The sequence below is a fragment of the Pararoseomonas baculiformis genome (assembly GCF_017813395.1).
Taxonomy (GTDB): Bacteria; Pseudomonadota; Alphaproteobacteria; order Acetobacterales; family Acetobacteraceae; genus Roseomonas; species Roseomonas baculiformis.
This window is the reverse complement of the sequence record NZ_JAGIZB010000005.1, coordinates 45576-61906: the sequence shown is the minus strand read 5'-3', so window position 1 is coordinate 61906 and position 16331 is coordinate 45576. Positions and strand designations below refer to the sequence as shown.

The 16331-nt window shown below is 69.8% G+C and carries 16 protein-coding genes; 11 read left to right on the top strand and 5 right to left on the bottom strand.

Annotated elements, in window-relative coordinates; all coding sequences use genetic code 11:
• Positions 1-27 precede the first annotated feature (27 nt).
• Positions 28-882 carry a prephenate dehydratase gene (locus J8J14_RS06420; protein WP_209378650.1) on the bottom strand — a complete coding sequence of 285 codons (855 nt, stop codon included), beginning with the start codon at positions 880-882 and terminating at the stop codon, positions 28-30.
• The gene (locus J8J14_RS06415) at positions 879-1637 is read right to left on the bottom strand and encodes a 3-deoxy-manno-octulosonate cytidylyltransferase (protein WP_209378649.1); all 759 of its coding nucleotides are present in this window, start codon (positions 1635-1637) and stop codon (positions 879-881) included. The genes J8J14_RS06420 and J8J14_RS06415 overlap by 4 nt, the downstream gene beginning before the upstream one ends.
• 169 nt (positions 1638-1806) lie before the next feature.
• Between J8J14_RS06415 and J8J14_RS06410 the strand changes: the two genes are divergently transcribed.
• Genes J8J14_RS06410 through J8J14_RS06380 form a run of 7 tightly spaced genes read left to right on the top strand, consistent with a single transcriptional unit; the run spans position 1807 to position 9176 of the window.
• Complete coding sequence (locus tag J8J14_RS06410; RefSeq protein ID WP_209378648.1) at positions 1807-2337, top strand: c-type cytochrome; 531 nt, start codon at positions 1807-1809, stop codon at positions 2335-2337.
• A gap of 13 nt (positions 2338-2350) precedes the next feature.
• The gene (locus J8J14_RS06405) at positions 2351-3124 is read left to right on the top strand and encodes an inositol monophosphatase family protein (RefSeq protein WP_209378647.1); all 774 of its coding nucleotides are present in this window, start codon (positions 2351-2353) and stop codon (positions 3122-3124) included.
• A gap of 46 nt (positions 3125-3170) precedes the next feature.
• Positions 3171-5012: an extracellular solute-binding protein gene (locus tag J8J14_RS06400; protein WP_209378646.1), complete on the top strand. Its 1842-nt coding sequence runs from the start codon at positions 3171-3173 to the stop codon at positions 5010-5012.
• 3 nt (positions 5013-5015) lie between these two features.
• Positions 5016-6125, top strand: a complete 1110-nt coding sequence (locus J8J14_RS06395; RefSeq protein ID WP_209378645.1) for a microcin C ABC transporter permease YejB — start codon at positions 5016-5018, stop codon at positions 6123-6125.
• On the top strand, positions 6122-7159 hold the full coding sequence (locus J8J14_RS06390; RefSeq protein WP_209378644.1) for an ABC transporter permease: 1038 nt from the start codon (positions 6122-6124) through the stop codon (positions 7157-7159). The genes J8J14_RS06395 and J8J14_RS06390 overlap by 4 nt, the downstream gene beginning before the upstream one ends.
• The gene (locus J8J14_RS06385) at positions 7156-8763 is read left to right on the top strand and encodes an ABC transporter ATP-binding protein (protein ID WP_209378643.1); all 1608 of its coding nucleotides are present in this window, start codon (positions 7156-7158) and stop codon (positions 8761-8763) included. Before J8J14_RS06390 ends, J8J14_RS06385 begins: the two co-directional genes overlap by 4 nt.
• Positions 8760-9176: a hypothetical protein gene (locus J8J14_RS06380; protein WP_209378642.1), complete on the top strand. Its 417-nt coding sequence runs from the start codon at positions 8760-8762 to the stop codon at positions 9174-9176. The genes J8J14_RS06385 and J8J14_RS06380 overlap by 4 nt, the downstream gene beginning before the upstream one ends.
• 56 nt (positions 9177-9232) lie before the next feature.
• Here J8J14_RS06380 and J8J14_RS06375 read toward each other — a convergent pair whose 3' ends face one another.
• The 3 genes from J8J14_RS06375 to J8J14_RS06365 form a co-directional block, all read right to left on the bottom strand.
• On the bottom strand, positions 9233-9640 hold the full coding sequence (locus J8J14_RS06375) for a MarR family transcriptional regulator (RefSeq protein ID WP_209378641.1): 408 nt from the start codon (positions 9638-9640) through the stop codon (positions 9233-9235).
• Positions 9641-9752: 112 nt separating this feature from the next.
• Positions 9753-11159, bottom strand: coding sequence for a leucyl aminopeptidase family protein (locus tag J8J14_RS06370; RefSeq protein ID WP_209378640.1), 1407 nt, complete (start codon positions 11157-11159; stop codon positions 9753-9755).
• Between the two features lie 29 nt (positions 11160-11188).
• Positions 11189-11971, bottom strand: coding sequence for an SGNH/GDSL hydrolase family protein (locus tag J8J14_RS06365; RefSeq protein ID WP_209378639.1), 783 nt, complete (start codon positions 11969-11971; stop codon positions 11189-11191).
• A 52-nt stretch (positions 11972-12023) separates the two neighbouring features.
• On the opposite strand from J8J14_RS06365, the gene J8J14_RS06360 reads away from it, so the two are divergent.
• The 4 genes from J8J14_RS06360 (at position 12024) to J8J14_RS06345 (ending at position 16323) form a co-directional block, all read left to right on the top strand.
• Positions 12024-13124, top strand: coding sequence for a glycosyltransferase family 4 protein (locus J8J14_RS06360; RefSeq protein WP_209378638.1), 1101 nt, complete (start codon positions 12024-12026; stop codon positions 13122-13124).
• Positions 13121-14290 (top strand): glycosyltransferase, encoded by a 1170-nt coding sequence (locus J8J14_RS06355; protein ID WP_209378637.1) that lies wholly within the window; start codon positions 13121-13123, stop codon positions 14288-14290. The genes J8J14_RS06360 and J8J14_RS06355 overlap by 4 nt, the downstream gene beginning before the upstream one ends.
• A 72-nt stretch (positions 14291-14362) precedes the next feature.
• Positions 14363-15343 (top strand): GDP-mannose 4,6-dehydratase, encoded by a 981-nt coding sequence (gene gmd, locus J8J14_RS06350; protein ID WP_209378636.1) that lies wholly within the window; start codon positions 14363-14365, stop codon positions 15341-15343.
• Positions 15344-15348: 5 nt separating this feature from the next.
• The gene (locus tag J8J14_RS06345; protein ID WP_209378635.1) at positions 15349-16323 is read left to right on the top strand and encodes a GDP-mannose 4,6-dehydratase; all 975 of its coding nucleotides are present in this window, start codon (positions 15349-15351) and stop codon (positions 16321-16323) included.
• Positions 16324-16331 lie beyond the last annotated feature (8 nt).

The window sequence follows — 16331 nt, the reverse complement described above, 5'->3', positions numbered from 1 at the left end:
GCGAAAGAACATATCACCAAGACGCGATTACTCTGCGGCGGCAGCCTGCTGCTGCCGGTAGGGATGGGCGAGATAGCACCCGAGCACATGCACCTCGCGCGAGAAGAAGCGCAGCTCCTCCAGCGCGCGGCGCAGCGGCGGCTGGTCCGGATGGCCATCCACGTCGCAGAGGAACTGAACGGCCGTGAACTGGCCGTCCAGCATGTAGGACTCCAGCTTCGTCATGTTCACGCCATTGGTCGCGAAGCCGCCCAGGGCCTTGTAGAGGGCGGCGGGAACGGATCGCACCCGGAAGACGAAGGTGGTGATGCAGCCCGGCGCCGTGACCGGCGGCAGGGCGGCCTCGCGCGACATGACGTAGAAGCGCGTGGTGTTGTGCGCCTCGTCCTCCACGTTCCGCCGCAGCACCTGGAGCCCGTAGATCTCCCCGGCCAGGGAGGAGGCGATGGCCGCGTCCTCCACCCCGCCGCGCTGCGCCACCAGCTGGGCGGCACCGGCCGTGTCGGCCTCGATCACCGCCTGCCAGCGCATGTCGCGCAGCAGGTTCAGCACTTGGCCGAGCGCGACCGGGTGGGAATGGGCCCGGCGGATCGTCTCCAGCGTCGCGCCGGGCGGGGCGAGAACGCAGTGCTCCACCCGCTCGAAATGCTCGCCCACGACATGCAGGCCCGAATCGGGAAGAAGCCGGTGGATGTCCGGCACCCGCCCGGCCAGGGAATTCTCGCAGGGGAGCATGGCCAGCTCGGCCCGGCTTTCCCGTACCGCCGCCATCGCCGCCTCGAAGGAGGGGCAGGGCAGGGTGGTCCAGCCAGGATAGGCGGCGCGGCAGGCCAGGTCCGAATAGGCGCCGGCTACGCCCTGGAAGGCGATGATCTGGTTCACGGGGTCTCTCTCTGGGCGGCGATGCCAGGGTGCAGCACGGCGCGGGCGCGGGCGAGGTCGGCGGGGGTGTCCACGCCGAAGGGGGCGTGGTCCACCCGCGCGACGGCGATCCGCATCCCGGCTTCCAAGGCGCGAAGCTGCTCCAGCTTCTCCCGGTTCTCAAGCGGGCTTGCCGGCAGGGCCACGAACCGGGCCAGCGCGGCGCGCCGATAGGCGTAGAGCCCGATATGGTGCCAGAGCGGCCCTTCCCCGAAGGGAATCGGGTGGCGGGAGAAATAAAGGGCCGGCGCCACGGTGGCGCCTGGCGGGAAGGCGCAGGCACATTTCACCACGCTGGGGGCGGCTGCCTCCTCGGCGCTGACCACGGGCGCGACCAGGGTGGCGATGTCCACCGCCGGATCCGCGAGGGGGATGAGGACGGTCCGCAGCAGATCCGGCGGAAGGGCCGGGAGATCGCCCTGGAGGTTCACCACCACATCGTGCTGGCCCCCCGGATCCAGCAGCGCCAGGGCGCGCTCGATCCGATCCGTGCCGGAAGGCAGGTCATCCGCGACCATGACGCTGGTGCCCCCGGCGGCGACCACGGCGGCCTCAATGGCGGGGTCGTCACAAGCCACGGCCACGGGCCCGATTCCGGCCGCGCGGGCCGCTTCCAGCACATGCACGATCATCGGCCGGCCATGGATATCGGCCATTGGCTTGCCCGGCAGGCGGGTGGAGGCCATTCGGGCGGGGATCAGGACGATCGGATTCAAGGCTGGCCCTTTGCGACGGCGCCCCCGGCGGGGCCGGGCGGCCACGGGTTGTCGCGGAAGCCCGGGATCATTATGGTCCGCGGGCTTCTAGCCGCGACGGCGGGGCTGCGCAAACGCGCGCGCCGCGAAGCGTTTGGATGCGGCACAACACGGGATTCGGGCAAGGCGTATGAGCCTGGAAGCTAACAAGGCGTTCGCGGCGGTCCTCACGGCCGGCATCTGCTTCATGGTCGCCGGGCTGGTCGGCGGGCTGGTCGTTCATCCTCAACGCCTGGACAAGCCGGCCATCGAGACGGGCGAGGTGGTCACCGCCGCCGCGCCGGCCGCGCCGGCCGCGCTGGAGCCGATCGCGCCGCTGCTGGCCAGCGCCAATGTCGAGAACGGCCGCACCATTGCCAGCCGCCAATGCGCGGCCTGCCACACCTTCACCGAGGGTGGGCGCAATGCCGTGGGGCCGAATCTCTACGGCGTTGTCGGCGGCCCGCACGCCCACCGGGAGGACTTCAACTATTCCCCCGCGATGAAGGCGCTGCACGAGAAGCCCTGGGATTATGAGGCGCTGAATGCCTTCCTGAACCGCCCGGCGGCCGCCATCCCCGGCACGCGCATGGCCTTCGCCGGCCTGAACCAGGCGCAGCAGCGGGCGGATGTGATCGCCTATCTGCGCAGCCTGGCCGGCAGCCCGGTGCCGCTGCCGTAAGGCTGGGGCACTGATGGACAGCTTGCTCGCCTCGGCCGAGGCCGCGGCGGATCTGGCGGGGGCGGTGATCCGCCCCCTCTTTCGTTCCGCGCTCCTGGTGGAAGCCAAGGGCGACGCCAGCCCCGTCACCGAGGCCGACCGGGGCGCCGAGCGAGCCATCCGGGATCACATCGCCCGGCACCACCCCGGCCACGGCGTGATCGGGGAGGAGTATGGGCCGGACCGGGCGGATGCCGAGTGGGTATGGGTCCTCGATCCGATCGATGGCACCCGGGCCTTTGTCACGGGGCGCCCTCTCTTCGGCACGCTGATCGGCCTTTTCCATCGCGGGCGCCCTGTCCTCGGCATTATCGACCAGCCGGCCACGGGGGAGCGCTGGATCGGCGTGGAAGGGCGCCGCACGGTGTTCCGGGGGCCTTTCGGCGGCACGGTCGGCTGCCGTCCCTGCCCGGAGATCGGCCATGCGGAACTGTCCTGCACCAGCCCGGACATGTTCCCCCCTGGCGAGGACACGGGCTTCCACGCCCTCCGCCAGGCTGCCCGCCGGACAACCTGGGGCGGGGATTGCTACAGCTACGGCCTTGTCGCCCTGGGGCTGGTGGATATCGTGGTCGAGGCCGCGATGAAGCCGTGGGACTGGGGGGCGCTCGTGCCTGTCATCGAGGGGGCTGGCGGGCGGGTGACGGATCATGCCGGGCGGCCGCTCACGCTGGAATCCGGCGGGGATGTCCTGGCGGTTGGCGACCCGGCCCTGCTGCCCGCCTGCGTATCATTCCTTTCCGTATGATGGTCTCCTGTTGAGAGACGGGGCGTTAGCCCCCAATCTTGGGGGTATGCGCCGCCGCACCCTCCTCCTTTCGGGCCTTGCCACCGGGCTGCCCCTTCCCCCCGCGCTGGCCCAGGGAGCAAACCCCGGTCCGCGCCGGGTCCATGCCCTCTCCCTTCTGGGGGAGCCGGCCCTGCCGGCGGATTTCACGCATTTCCCCTGGGTGAACCCGGATGCTCCCAAGGGCGGCGAAATCACCCTTTACGCCCTTGGAAGCTTCGACAGCTTCAACCCCTTCATCCTGCGCGGCACGGCCGCCGTGGGCAGCGGGACCCTTTACGATCCCCTGCTGAAGGAGAGCGCCGACGAGGCCAGCGCCGAATATGGCCACCTCGCCGGCACGGTCGAGCTGCCCGCGGATGGGCGTGGCGTCACCTTCGAACTGCGCGAGACCGCCCGCTGGCATGATGGGCGCCCCATCACGGCCGAGGACGTGGTCTGGACCTTCACCATGCTTCGCCAGCACGGCCGCCCCTTCTACCGCGCCTATTGGGCCGATGTGTCTGAGGTGGTGGCGGAGGGGCCGCGGCGGGTCACCTTCCGCTTCTCCACCGACCAGAACCGGGAGCTGCCCCTCATTCTTGGGCAGCTGACCGTGCTGCCGAAGCACTGGTGGGAGGGGCGGGACTTCTCCCGGCCCCTGCTGGAGCCGCCCCTCGGTTCCGGACCCTACCGGATCGAGCGCTTCGAGGCCGGCCGCTCCATCGCCTATCGCCGGGTGCCCGACTATTGGGGCCGGGACCTGCCCACCATGAAGGGCACGAACAACTTCGATCTCATGCGGTACGAGTACTACCGCGACGCCATCGTCTCGCTGGAGGCCTTCAAGGCCGGGCAGATCGAGTTCCGCACGGAGAACGTGGCCCGCGACTGGGCGACCTCCTACGACTTCCCGGCGGTCCGCCGCGGCCTGGTGAAGCGGGAGGAGATCCGGCACGAACTGCCGACCGGGCTGCAGGGCTTCATCATGAATGAGCGCCGCCCGCTTTTCCAGGATCGCCGCGTCCGGGAGGCGCTGGGGCTTGTCTTCGACTTCGAGTGGATGAACGCCAACCTCTTCTACAATTCCTACACGCGCACGAGTTCCTACTTCTCCAACTCCGATTTCGCGTCGCGCGGCCTTCCGGAAGGCCGTGAGAAGGAGATCCTGGAGCGCTTCAAGGACCGCCTGCCGGCGGAGGTCTTCACCCGCGAGTTCAAGCTCCCCGGGACGGATGGCAGCGGCAACAACCGGGAGCAGGCTCGCCGGGCGCTGGAGTTGCTGCGGGAGGCCGGCTGGACCGTGCGCGACCGCCGCCTGGTGAATGCGCAGGGGCAGCGCTTCGAGTTCGAGATCCTGCTGAACGGCCCGACCTTCGAGCGCATCGCGCTGCCCTATATCCAGTCCCTGCAGCGCCTGGGCATCGAGGCGCGGGTGCGCACGGTGGATCCGCCCCAGTACCAGGTGCGGATGGATAATTTCGACTATGACATGACGGTCGAGGTGTTCGGCCAGTCCTCTTCCCCCGGCAATGAGCAGCGGGATTACTGGACCAGCGGCAAGGCCGACGAGAATGGCAGCCGCAACACCATCGGCATCAAGGACCCGGTGGTGGACGCGATCGTGGAGATGATCGTTGGCGCGCAATCCATCCAGGAGCTGACCGCAGCCTGCCGCGCCCTGGACCGCGTGCTGCTCTGGGGTTTCCACAGCATCCCCCAATGGCACAGCCGCACCTTCCGCCTGGCCTGGTGGGACAAGTTCGGAAGGCCCGAGCGCGCCCCGCGCCGCGCCATCGGCCTCGACAGCTGGTGGGTGGATGCGGAGAAGGAGCGTGCCCTCGCCGAAGCCCGCCGGACCGCGGGCTAGGCCTTGGGCGCCTATGTCCTTCGCCGGCTGATGCTGCTGGTGCCGACGCTGTTCGGCATCATCCTCATCAACTTCGCGGTGACGCAATTCGCACCCGGCGGCCCCGTGGAGCAGATGCTGGCCGAGCTGCGCGGCCAGGGGAACACCACCCTGGGGCGGCTGACCGGCGAGGGGGGCGGGGAGACCCGCGCGCCACGGCCGCAGGATCAGGTCAGCGGCGAGGGGCCGCGCTCCACCTATCGCGGCGCGCGCGGGCTCGACCCCGCCGTGGTCGCCGAGATCGAGAAGACCTTCGGCTTCGACCGCCCGGCGACCGAGCGCTTCTGGGAAATGATCACCAGCTATCTGCGCTTCGATTTCGGCCGTTCGCTGTTCCAGGACCGCCCGGTGGTGGACCTGCTCCTGGAGAAGATGCCCGTCTCCATCTCGCTCGGGCTCTGGTCCACGCTGATCATCTATTTCGTCTCCATCCCCCTGGGCATCCGCAAGGCGGTCCGGGACGGGACGCGCTTTGACGCCTGGACCTCCGGCGTCGTGCTGCTGGGCTATGCCATCCCCGGATTCCTCTTTGCCATCCTGCTGGTGGTGCTCTTTGCCGGCGGCTCCTTCGTGCAGTGGTTCCCGCTGCGCGGGCTGACCAGCAGCGGCAGCGAGAGCTGGCCCTTCTGGCAGCGCGCGGCGGACTATGCCTGGCACATGGTGCTGCCCACCATCGCGCTGGTCGTCGGCGGCTTCGCCGGGCTGACCATGCTGACCAAGAACGCCTTCCTGGACGAGATCAACAAGCAATACGTCCTCACCGCCCGCGCCAAGGGCGCGGGGGAAGGGCGCGTGCTCTACGGGCATGTGTTCCGGAATGCGATGCTGCTGATCATCGCGGGCTTCCCGGCGGCCTTCATCGGCATCCTCTTCACCGGCGCTCTGCTGGTGGAAATCGTGTTCAGCCTGGACGGGCTGGGTCTGCTGGGCTTCGAGGCGGCGATCCGCCGCGACTACCCCGTGATGTTCGCCACGCTCTACATCTTCACCCTGCTTGGCCTCGTCATGCAGATCGTGGGCGATATCAGCTACACGCTGGTGGATCCCCGCATCGATTTCAGCGCCCGCCGTTGACCCTCTCGCCCCTTACCCTCCGCCGCTTCGCCAATTTCCGCGCCAACCGGCGCGGCTGGTGGTCGCTCTGGATCTTCGCGATCCTCTTCATCCTCACGCTGTTCGCCGAGTTGATCGCGAATGACCGCCCTATCGTGGCGCGTGTGGACGGCCGGTGGTTTTTTCCCGTGGCCGTCGAATATGCCGAGAGCGACATCCTGAGCGACGGCTTCCCAACCGCCGCCGACTGGCACGACCCGGTGCTGGCCGAGGAGGTGGAGAAGCGCGGCTGGGCGATCTGGCCGCCCGTGCCGTTCAGCCACCGCACGGTTGTGCGGGATCTCGGCCGCCCCGCGCCTTCCCCGCCTTCCGCCCGCAACTTCCTGGGCACGGATGACCAGGCCCGCGACGTGCTGGCACGCGTGATCTACGGTTTCCGCATCTCGGTGCTCTTCGGCTTCACCCTGACCATCCTCTCCTCCGTTGTCGGCGTCGCCGCCGGGGCCGTGCAGGGTTATTATGGAGGCTGGGTGGACCTCATCTTCCAGCGCGTCATCGAGATCTGGTCCGGCATGCCGCAGCTGCTCCTGCTCATCATCCTGGCGAGCGTGATCGAGCCGAGCTTCTTCTCGCTTCTCGGCTTCCTTCTTCTCTTTTCCTGGATGGCCCTCACGGGCGTGGTGCGGGCCGAGTTCCTGCGCGGCCGCAATCTCGACTATGTCCGTGCCGCCCGGGCGCTCGGCGTCTCGGATGCGCGGTTGATGAGCCGCCATATCCTGCCCAATGCGATGGTGGCCACGCTGACCATGCTGCCCTTCATCCTGGCGGGCTCGGTCACGGTGCTGGCCAGCCTGGACTTCCTCGGATTCGGGCTGCCTCCGGGCTCGCCATCGCTGGGTGAACTGGTGTCCCAGGCCAAGAACAATCTCCAGGCTCCCTGGCTCGGCATCACGGCCTTTGTCGTGCTGGGCGGCATGCTCACCCTGCTCGCCTTCATCGGAGAGGCCGTGCGCGACGCCTTCGATCCCCGCAAGCAGCCCGGAGGGCGCCCGTGAGCGCACCCATCCTCGATGTGCGGGATCTCTGCGTCGCCTTCCGTGGCCAGCAGGTGGTCGGCGGCGTCTCCTTCTCGGTGCAGCCTGGGGAGACCCTTGCGCTGGTGGGGGAAAGCGGCAGCGGCAAGAGCGTCACGGCGCTGTCCTGCCTGCGCCTTCTCGGCCCTGGCGGCACCAATCCCGCCGGGCAGGTCACGCTGGATGGCGTGGATGTGCTGAAGGCCTCCCCGGACGAGCTGCAGCGATTGCGCGGCGGCGTGGCTGGCATGGTGTTCCAGGAACCCATGACCTCCCTCAACCCGCTGCACAGCATCGGGCGCCAGGTCGCGGAAGCGGTGACCCTGCATCGCCCGATGCGGGGGGACGCCCTTCGTCAGCGTGTGATCGAGTTGCTGCAGCGAGCCGGCCTCGGTGCCGCCGCCGAGCGGCTGGATGCCTACCCGCACCAGCTCTCCGGCGGCCAGCGCCAGAGGGTGATGATCGCCATCGCCCTGGCCAACGACCCTCGTCTGTTGATCGCGGATGAGCCGACCACCGCGCTGGACGTCACCATCCAGGCCCAGGTTCTGGAACTTCTCGCGAAGCTGAAGCGCGAGCTCGGCATGGCGATGCTCCTCATCACCCATGACCTGGCGATCGTGCGCCGCTATGCGGACCGGGTCGTGGTGATGAAGGACGGCGCCGCGGTCGAGCAGGGCCTGGTGTCGGAGGTCTTCTCCCGCCCGAAGCACCCCTACACCACCATGCTGCTGGAAACCCAGCCGCATGGCCGTGCGGCACCCCTCCCGGCGGATGCGCCGGAAATCCTGCGCGCCGAAGGGGTGAAGGTGCATTTTCCCGTGCGGCGCGGCCTGTTCCGCCGCGTGGTGGGGCATGTGAAGGCGGTTGACGGCGTGGACCTCACCCTGCGCCGCGGCGAGACGCTGGGCGTGGTGGGAGAGAGCGGCAGCGGCAAGACCACGCTCGGCCTCGCCCTTCTCCAGCTGGAGCCCTCTGCCGGCCTGGTGGTGCTGGACGGACAGCCCATCCAGGACCATTCGCGCAAGGCGCTACGCCCGCTGCGGCGCCGGATGCAGGTGGTGTTCCAGGATCCCTATGGCAGCCTCTCCCCGCGCATGAGCGTGGGCGAGATCGTGGGGGAGGGGCTGGCGGTGCATGAGCCCGGCCTGTCCCGCGCGGAACGGGATGCGCGCGTGGCGGAGGCGCTGCGCGAGGTCGGGTTGGATCCCGCCACCGCCATTCGCTACCCGCATGAATTCTCCGGCGGGCAGCGCCAGCGCATCGCCATCGCCCGCGCCCTTGTCCTGCAGCCCGAGCTGGTGGTGCTGGACGAGCCGACCAGCGCGCTGGATGTGTCCGTCCAGGCGCAGGTGGTCGAGCTCCTGCGCGACCTGCAGCTGCGGCGGGGCCTGTCCTACATCTTCATCTCGCATGATCTTCGCGTCGTCCGCGCGCTCGCCCACCGGATCGTCGTGATGAAGGACGGCCGGCTGGTGGAGGCGGGCGAGACGGAACAGGTGGTCGGCGCGCCGCAGGCGGCCTACACCCGCGCCCTGATGGATGCCGCATTCGAGCTGCGGACCGAAGCCGGGGTGGAGACGTGAGCGAACTTGAGAAGCTGAGGGAGATGCTGGACCAGGGGCAGGTGAAGCTCGGCATCAACATCCGGCAGATGAACGCGCCGGGATCCCCGGTCTACAGGACCTGGGAGAACGTGACCGTGCCCTCGATCCTGCTCGTCTCAAGCCTGGTGGCCACGATGTACATTCACACCTGGCTGGGCTTCGCCATTCTCGGCCTCGGCTCCGCCTGGTGGATCCTCAAGGTCCTGCCCAAGATCCGGGATGGCGTGTTCGACCGCAGCGCTGCCTTCGCCCTCTCGAACGAGGCCGTCTTCGACGCGCTCTGGGTCAAGGGCGTGCTCAGCCTCTACGCGAAGATGCCGGACGGCACGGAGAGGGCGGCCGCGAAGCGCCAGGACTGGCGGGCCTTCGTCCGGTCCCTCTCGGAGGGCTAAGCACCGTGGCGGACCGGCCGCCGGGGCGACGCCCCGGCGGGAAGATCCGCCCTGCCTCAGCTCGCGCGCTGGGCCACCATGAGGCCGTTCCCGGTGCGCTGGGCCGCCACGTTCTCGTCCTCGGCCGTGGCCGCGGCCTCGCCCATGATGCTGCGCATCTCGCGCAGCAGGGCCGCGCCCTTCACGGTGCGCTGGACAAGCACCGAGCGCCGGTCCTGCGGATCCGTCTTGCGGCGGGCGAAGTCCAGCTCGCCCAGCCGGTCCAGGGCGCGGGTGATGGCGGGCTTGGAGACGTTCAGCGACGCGGCCAGGCCGCGCACGGTATGCGGGCCCTCGCTGAGATAGACAGTCAGGAAAACACCCAGCTGCCGTGCCGATAGGTCAGGACCATCACGGCGCACCAGGGCCACAACCGTGTCTCGCAGAACGCCAACGAGCTGGTCCGGAGTGCCTTGCACGGGCATCAATTATCCCTCCTCTAGGGGCGGCCAAGCCTTGCGAAAGGGCCGCTGTCACTGGTTCGGTCGCCGGGGCTTACCGCATCGGGAATAGCCCGGGCCGGCCTGATGGGGTTCATCAGGCACCGGCCCCTATGGGCAACAGGCTCATCAATCCGGCGTGCATGGCCCTGAGGCCCATGGCTTCCCCGCCTTCCGGACGACCCGGTCGCGCCACATCGTTCCATGCATAAACGTCGAGATGAGCCCAACGTATGCCGCGCGGAACGAAACGGCGAAGAAAGAGCGCCGCGACGATGGCCCCTGCCATCGGCCGACTGCCGACGTTGTTGATGTCGGCAGCCGAACTGTCGAGCCACGAAGCGTAACCTTCATGCAACGGCAGTCGCCAGATCGGGTCGTGGCACGCATCGGCTGCCGCGGAAAGGGCGGCGGCAACGCCTTCGTCATTCGTGAAGAGCGCAGGGAGATCCGGGCCGAGCGCGACGCGTGCCGCGCCGGTGAGCGTCGCGGCATCCAGCAGCAGGTCGGGCCGCTGTTCCGAGGCGAAGGTGAGAAGATCGGCCAGGACGAGCCGGCCCTCGGCATCGGTGTTGCCAACCTCCACCGTCAGGCCGGCCCGGGTGCGCAGCACGTCCAGCGGGCGCATGGCGGTGGAGGAGACCGCGTTCTCCACGGCGCCGATCGCGACCAGCAGCCGGATCGGGGCACCCAGGCGGATCAGCGCCTCGGCCAGGCCGAGCATGATCGCGGCCCCGCCCATGTCCTTCTTCATGCGCTTCATGCCGTCGGGCGTCTTGAGGTCCAGGCCGCCCGTGTCGAAGCAAACACCCTTTCCGCAAAGGGCGATGAGCGGGCCATCCTTCGCGCCCTCCCAGCGGATCAGCGCGACCCGTGGCGCCCGGTGGCTGCCGGCACCCACCGCCGCAACGGCCGGGAAGCCCTGGTCCAGTGCCTCCCCGGACACCTCCTCGAACGCCGCCCCGCAACGCTCCGCCAAGGCGCGGGCGGCGTCGGACAGCTCGGCCGGCCCCAGGTCGGCGGCGGGCAGGTTGATCAACTCCCGCGCGCGCAGCATGGCTTCGGCGAGGATGCGGGCGCGGCGCACTTCCTCCGGCACGTCATCGGGCAGGACGAGCAGGGCGGGGGAACGGGGCGGGGCCTTGTGGCGGGTGAAGCGATAGGCGCCCAGCAGCCAGCCCAGGGTCGCGGCGGCCAGGTCGCTGCCCTCGGCCATCTTCCAGCTCGTGTTCGCCGGCAGGCCGAAGGGGAGGGCGCCATAGGGCCAGGGGGCGGAGCCGGAGCTTCCCAAGCCCAGCACGGCCGCGGAGATCCCGGAGGGACCGGGGAGAAGGAGGATCTTTCCTGCCTCGCAGGTGAAGCCGCTTTCGGTCAGATAGGCGGCGGCCCCTGGCTCCAGCCTTTCCAGCAGGCCAGGCAGCTCATCCTGCGTGACCGCATGAACGGTGCGGGCCGCGGGGTCCGGACCGGCAAGAGGAGGGTCTGGCAGGCGGTCGATGGTCATTGCAACTATGGATTGTAAATCATCGGCGCTTATCGCGATACAGGCATTTCGGCGCGTATGCCTGCCGCCAGGGCCTCGGCAAGGCAGGCATAGCCGCGGTCGTTATGGTGCAGCCCATCCGGGGCGATCACCGCCGCATCGGCCGTCCCGCCGGCCGCCCAGGCATCCATCATCTTCCTGCGGGAGAAGAGCTGGATGCCGCGTTCCTGCGCCACCTCGGCCAGCACGCCGTCGAAGGCGTCCCGCAGCACCGCATGGGCCCGGGCCCATGGGCCCCGCTGGCTGTCCATGAGCACGACATCGGCCCCAGCCTCCTGCATGCGTGCGACACCCTGGCGCAGCAAGGTGCGGAACCGGGTGAGGCTGTGCTCGCGGATCGCGCCGTTCACCCCGAGTTGCCATATGACCAGGTCGGGCTCCGCCGCGACCACATCGGCCTCCAGCCGCGCCCGCATCTCGAGCGCATCCTCCCCGCCACGGCCAAGGTTGAGCACCCGCACCGCAAGGCCTTCGCGCCGCAGCGCCGCTTCCAGCCGGGCCGGATAGGTCCGGTCGGGGGCGGAGGCATAGGCGCCCTGGGTGGAGGAACTGCCGAAGGCGAGGATGCGCGCTTCCCGTCCCTCAGCCAGGGCCTGGGCGAGACGGGGGAGATGGAGGAGCTGGAGCGGCGCTGGCGGGCATGCGGGAACATCCTCCGCCCGGGCTTGGCCCATCAGGAGAAGGCCCAGGAGGAGGCAGAACACGGCGAGGATGCGGCCCGGCACCATCCAGCGGCTATGCCGCAGCACCCGCATGGCGCCAAGGGCCTGCATTCGGGGCCGCCCTGCTTTTCCGGATGCGATGCGGGTGTTAGGGGCGCATCCCATGCGCATCCTGCTTTGGTATTGGGGCCGACGCGGCGGGGGAGCCCAGTTTGCCCTCTGCCTCGCGCGCGGGCTGGCCGGGCGCCCCGGCGTGACGCTCGGCCTCTCCTTGGCGGGGCGGAACAGCCTGCTGCCCGAGATGCGCGCCCTCGGCGTGCCCCTGGAAACGATCGAGACCTTTCGCGGCCCCGCCGGGGCCGTGCTCGGCCTGGCTCGCCTGCCGGGCCTCCGCGCGGATCTGGTCCGGCAGGCGCGCGAGATGGGGGCAGATGTCGTGGTCTCCGCCATGAACCATGTCTGGACGCCTTTTGTCGCCCCCGCGCTCCGGCGCGCGGGAATCTCCTTCGTCAGCATGATCCATGACGCCGTGCCCCATCCGGGCGATCCCGCCCTGGCCTGGAACTGGCGCCTGGGCCGCGAACTGGATGCCGCCACGGGGGTGGTGACCTTTTCGGAGCCGGTGGAGCGGGCCATCGCGGCGCGGCGCCCGGGGCTGCCGATCCTGCGCCTTCCCCTGGGCGCCCATCTGCCGGCCGCTGCCACGGCAGCGCCCGGGGCGCCGGTGGCGGACTTCCTCTTCTTCGGCCGGTTTCGCGCCTACAAGGGCCTGGATCTTCTGAGGGACGCCTTTGCCGCCCTGCGAAGCCGCCATCCCGGCGTCACGCTCCGCGTGGTGGGTGAGGGCGATGCGGAAGCCTGCGCGCCCGGGCTCTCGTACCTGCCAGGCGTCACGGTGGAGGCGCGCTGGGTGTCCGATGACGAGATGCCGACCCTGATCGCGGCCGCCCGGAGCGTGGTGCTGCCCTATCGGGAAGCGAGCCAATCCGGCGTGCTGCCCATCGCCCTCGCGCTTGGCGTGCCCGTGGTGGCCACCCCGGTGGGCGGGTTGTCCGACCAGCTTGAGCATGGCGGCAGCGGATTGCTGGCACGGGAAGCCTCGGCGCCCGCCCTCGCGGAATGCATGGCCAAGCTGCTCGACCCCCTGTGCCATGCCGCCCTGTCAGCGGGTGCCCGGGCCGCCGGGGCGCGGCTGACGGATTGGGATGCCCAGGCCGGGATGTTGGTGCGATGGCTCGAAGACCTGCGAAGGACCAGCCCATGAGCGTGTTACACCGACTCTGGTCGCTCCTGCCGCGCTCCGCCCGGCGGGAAGCGCTTTTCTCGGTCACGGCCGCCCTGGCTCCCCGGATCGCCTCGCCTGCCCCGGCGGCGGCTCTGCCCGTAACCGTCGCGGGCTATTTCAACGCGACCACCGGGCTGGGTGCCGCGACGAGGCGCCTCGCCGCTGGCCTTCGCGCCCAGGGTATCGCGGTGGGGGAGGCGGACCTGACCGGCCCGTTGCGCCAGGGGCCCCCAGGGCCGCCGCCCGCGATCCCGCCGGGGGCCGGAACGCTGCTGGTGCATGTGAACGGCCCGATGCTGCCCTGGGCGCTCCTGGCGCTGGGTCGGCGCGCGGTCGCCGGGAAAAGGGTGATCGGCGTCTGGAACTGGGAACTGCCCATCCTGCCGCCAGACTGGGAGCGCGGCTTTGCCGCCTGCCACGAGATCTGGGCGGGCACGGAATTCGTGGCCGCGGCCTGCCGCAGGCCGGGCGGCCCACCGGTCCGGGTGGTTCCCTATCCGCTGCCGAGCCCGGCGCCATCCAGCCTGGGGCGTGCGGATTTCAGCCTGCCCGAGGATGCCTTCGTCACCCTCACCGTGTTCGACGCCACCTCATCCCTGGCCCGGAAGAACCCGCTGGGCGCGATCGAGGCCCATTCCCGCGCTTTCGGCGATGACCCCGGGCATATCCTGCTTCTCAAGACCCATGGTGCCGCCAAGGCGGGGCCGAGCTGGCAGGCGGTGGCGGATGCGGCGGCACGGCACCCTAACATTCGCGTGATTGATGCGGCCCTTTCGCGCGCGGATCTCTGGGCCCTGATGGCCACCAGCGACGTGCTTCTCTCCCTCCACCGCTCGGAGGGCTATGGCTTCGCGATCGCCGAGATGATGGAACTTGGGCGCCCCGTGGTCGCCACGGGGTGGTCGGGCAACACGGACTTCATGCATGGCCCGGGTTGCCACGCCGTTGGCTGGCAACTGATTCCTGCGCATGACCCGCAGGATACCTATGACCTGCCCGAGGCCCGCTGGGCCGAGCCCGACATCGACGGCGCCGCCGCCGCCCTGCGCCGGATCGAGGCTGACCCGGCCTTGCGCCACCCGCCCGCAGTCCGGTTTCCGCCGCCGGACTACAGGTCGGCGCTCGGCCTCGCCGAGCCGGCCTGACGGCTGCCTCTAGCAGTGGCGGCGCAAGGGGGTTAAACGCGACCGGCCTGAACCGCAGTAAAATTGGAACAGATGCCGCGCGCGCTTATCACCGGTGTGACCGGACAGGACGGGGCCTACCTGTCGCAACTCCTGCTCGACAAGGGCTATGAGGTCTTTGGCCTTCTGCGCCGATCCTCCTCGGGGGACGTGATCGACGAGCGGCTGCGTTGGCTCGGCATCGCCGGGCGCGTGCAGATGATGGACGGGAACCTGATCGACCTGTCCTCCCTGCTGCGGATCCTGCAGGAGGTGAAGCCGGACGAGGTGTACAACCTCGGCGCCCAGTCCTTCGTGAAGACCTCGTGGAACCAGCCGCTGCTCACCGGCGAGGTCACCGCGCTGGGCGCGGGCAACATGCTGGAGGCGGTGCGCCTCGCCGCCCCGAAGGCGCGCTTCTACCAGGCCTCATCCTCCGAGATGTACGGCCTGATCCAGGAGCCGATCCAGAGCGAGAAGACGCCCTTCTACCCCCGCTCCCCCTATGCCGTGGCCAAGCTCTACGCGCATTGGATGACGGTGAACTACCGCGAGAGCTTCGGCCTGCATGCCAGCAGCGGCATCCTGTTCAACCATGAGAGCCCGCTGCGCGGCATCGAGTTCGTGACCCGCAAGGTCACGGATGGCGCGGCGCGCATCAAGCTGGGCCTGGCCCGCGAACTGCCCATGGGCAACCTGGACGCCAAGCGCGACTGGGGCCATGCGCGGGACTATGTGAAGGCCATGTGGCTGATGCTGCAGCAGGATGTGCCCGACGACTATGTCGTGGCCACCGGGCGCACGGTCACGGTGCGCGACATGTGCCGCATCGCCTTCGCGCATGTCGGGCTGGACTACGAGGAATTCGTGAAGGTCGATCAGGCCTTCATGCGCCCCGCCGAGGTGGATGTGCTGCTGGGCGATTCCTCCAAGGCCCGCGAGAAGCTCGGCTGGGCTCCCGAGGCGAGCCTGGAGGACATGATCCAGGAAATGGTCGAGGCTGACCTGGCCCGCCACCGGGCTCGGATGCGCTAGCCGGCGTGGCGCAGCCCGGGCGTATCCTGCTGACGGGAGCCGGCGGCTTCGTCGGCCGCCATCTGCTGCCCGCGCTGCGCGTCGCCTTTCCCGGCGCCGTCCTTGTCGGCGCCACGCGCCATCCTGGCGAGGAACCGGTTCCGGGGGCGGATGAAGTCCTGGCCCTGGACCTGGATGATCTCGCCGCGATCCCCGAGGCGGTGTCCCGGGCGCGCCCCGATGCCGTGGTGCACCTGGCCGCCCGGGCCGTTGTGGGGTCCTCCTTCCGGGACCCGCTCCCGGTCTGGCGCACCAATCTGATGGGCACGGTCGCCCTCGCGGAGGCTGTCCTGCGGATAGCCCCGGAGGCGACCTTCATCATGGCCTCGTCGGGCGAGGTCTATGGCCTGGCCTTCAAGGCGGGGGCGCCGGTTTCGGAGGACACGCTTCCCTCCCCGGCCAATCCCTATGCCGCCAGCAAGGCCGCGGCGGACCTGGCCCTGGGCGAAATGGCGCTTCGCGGCCTGCGCGCCATCCGGATGCGTCTGTTCACCCATACGGGGGCCGGCCAGTCGGACGATTTCGTGGTCGCGGCCTTCGCCCACCAGCTGGCGCGGATCGAGGCGGGGCTGCAACCCCCCATCCTGCGGACCGGCGCGCTGGACCGCTGGCGCGACTTCCTGGATGTCCGGGATGTCTGCGCTGCCTATGTCAAAGCCCTGCAGCGGGCTGCCTCCCTTGCCCCGGGCACGGCGCTCAATATCTGCTCGGGCACGCCGCGCCGGATCGGCGACATGCTGGACACCCTGCTGGAGCTGTCCGGTCTTCGGGTGGAGGTGGAGCAGGAGGCGTCGCGCCTCCGGCCGACCGATGTCGAACGTGTCCTCGGCGATTGCACCCGGGCCCGGGCTGCGCTGGGCTGGGCCCCGGTCATCCCCTGGGAGGACACGCTGGCCACCGTGCTGGCGGATTGGCGGGGCCGGGTCGCCGGGCCGGGTTAGGGCACGCG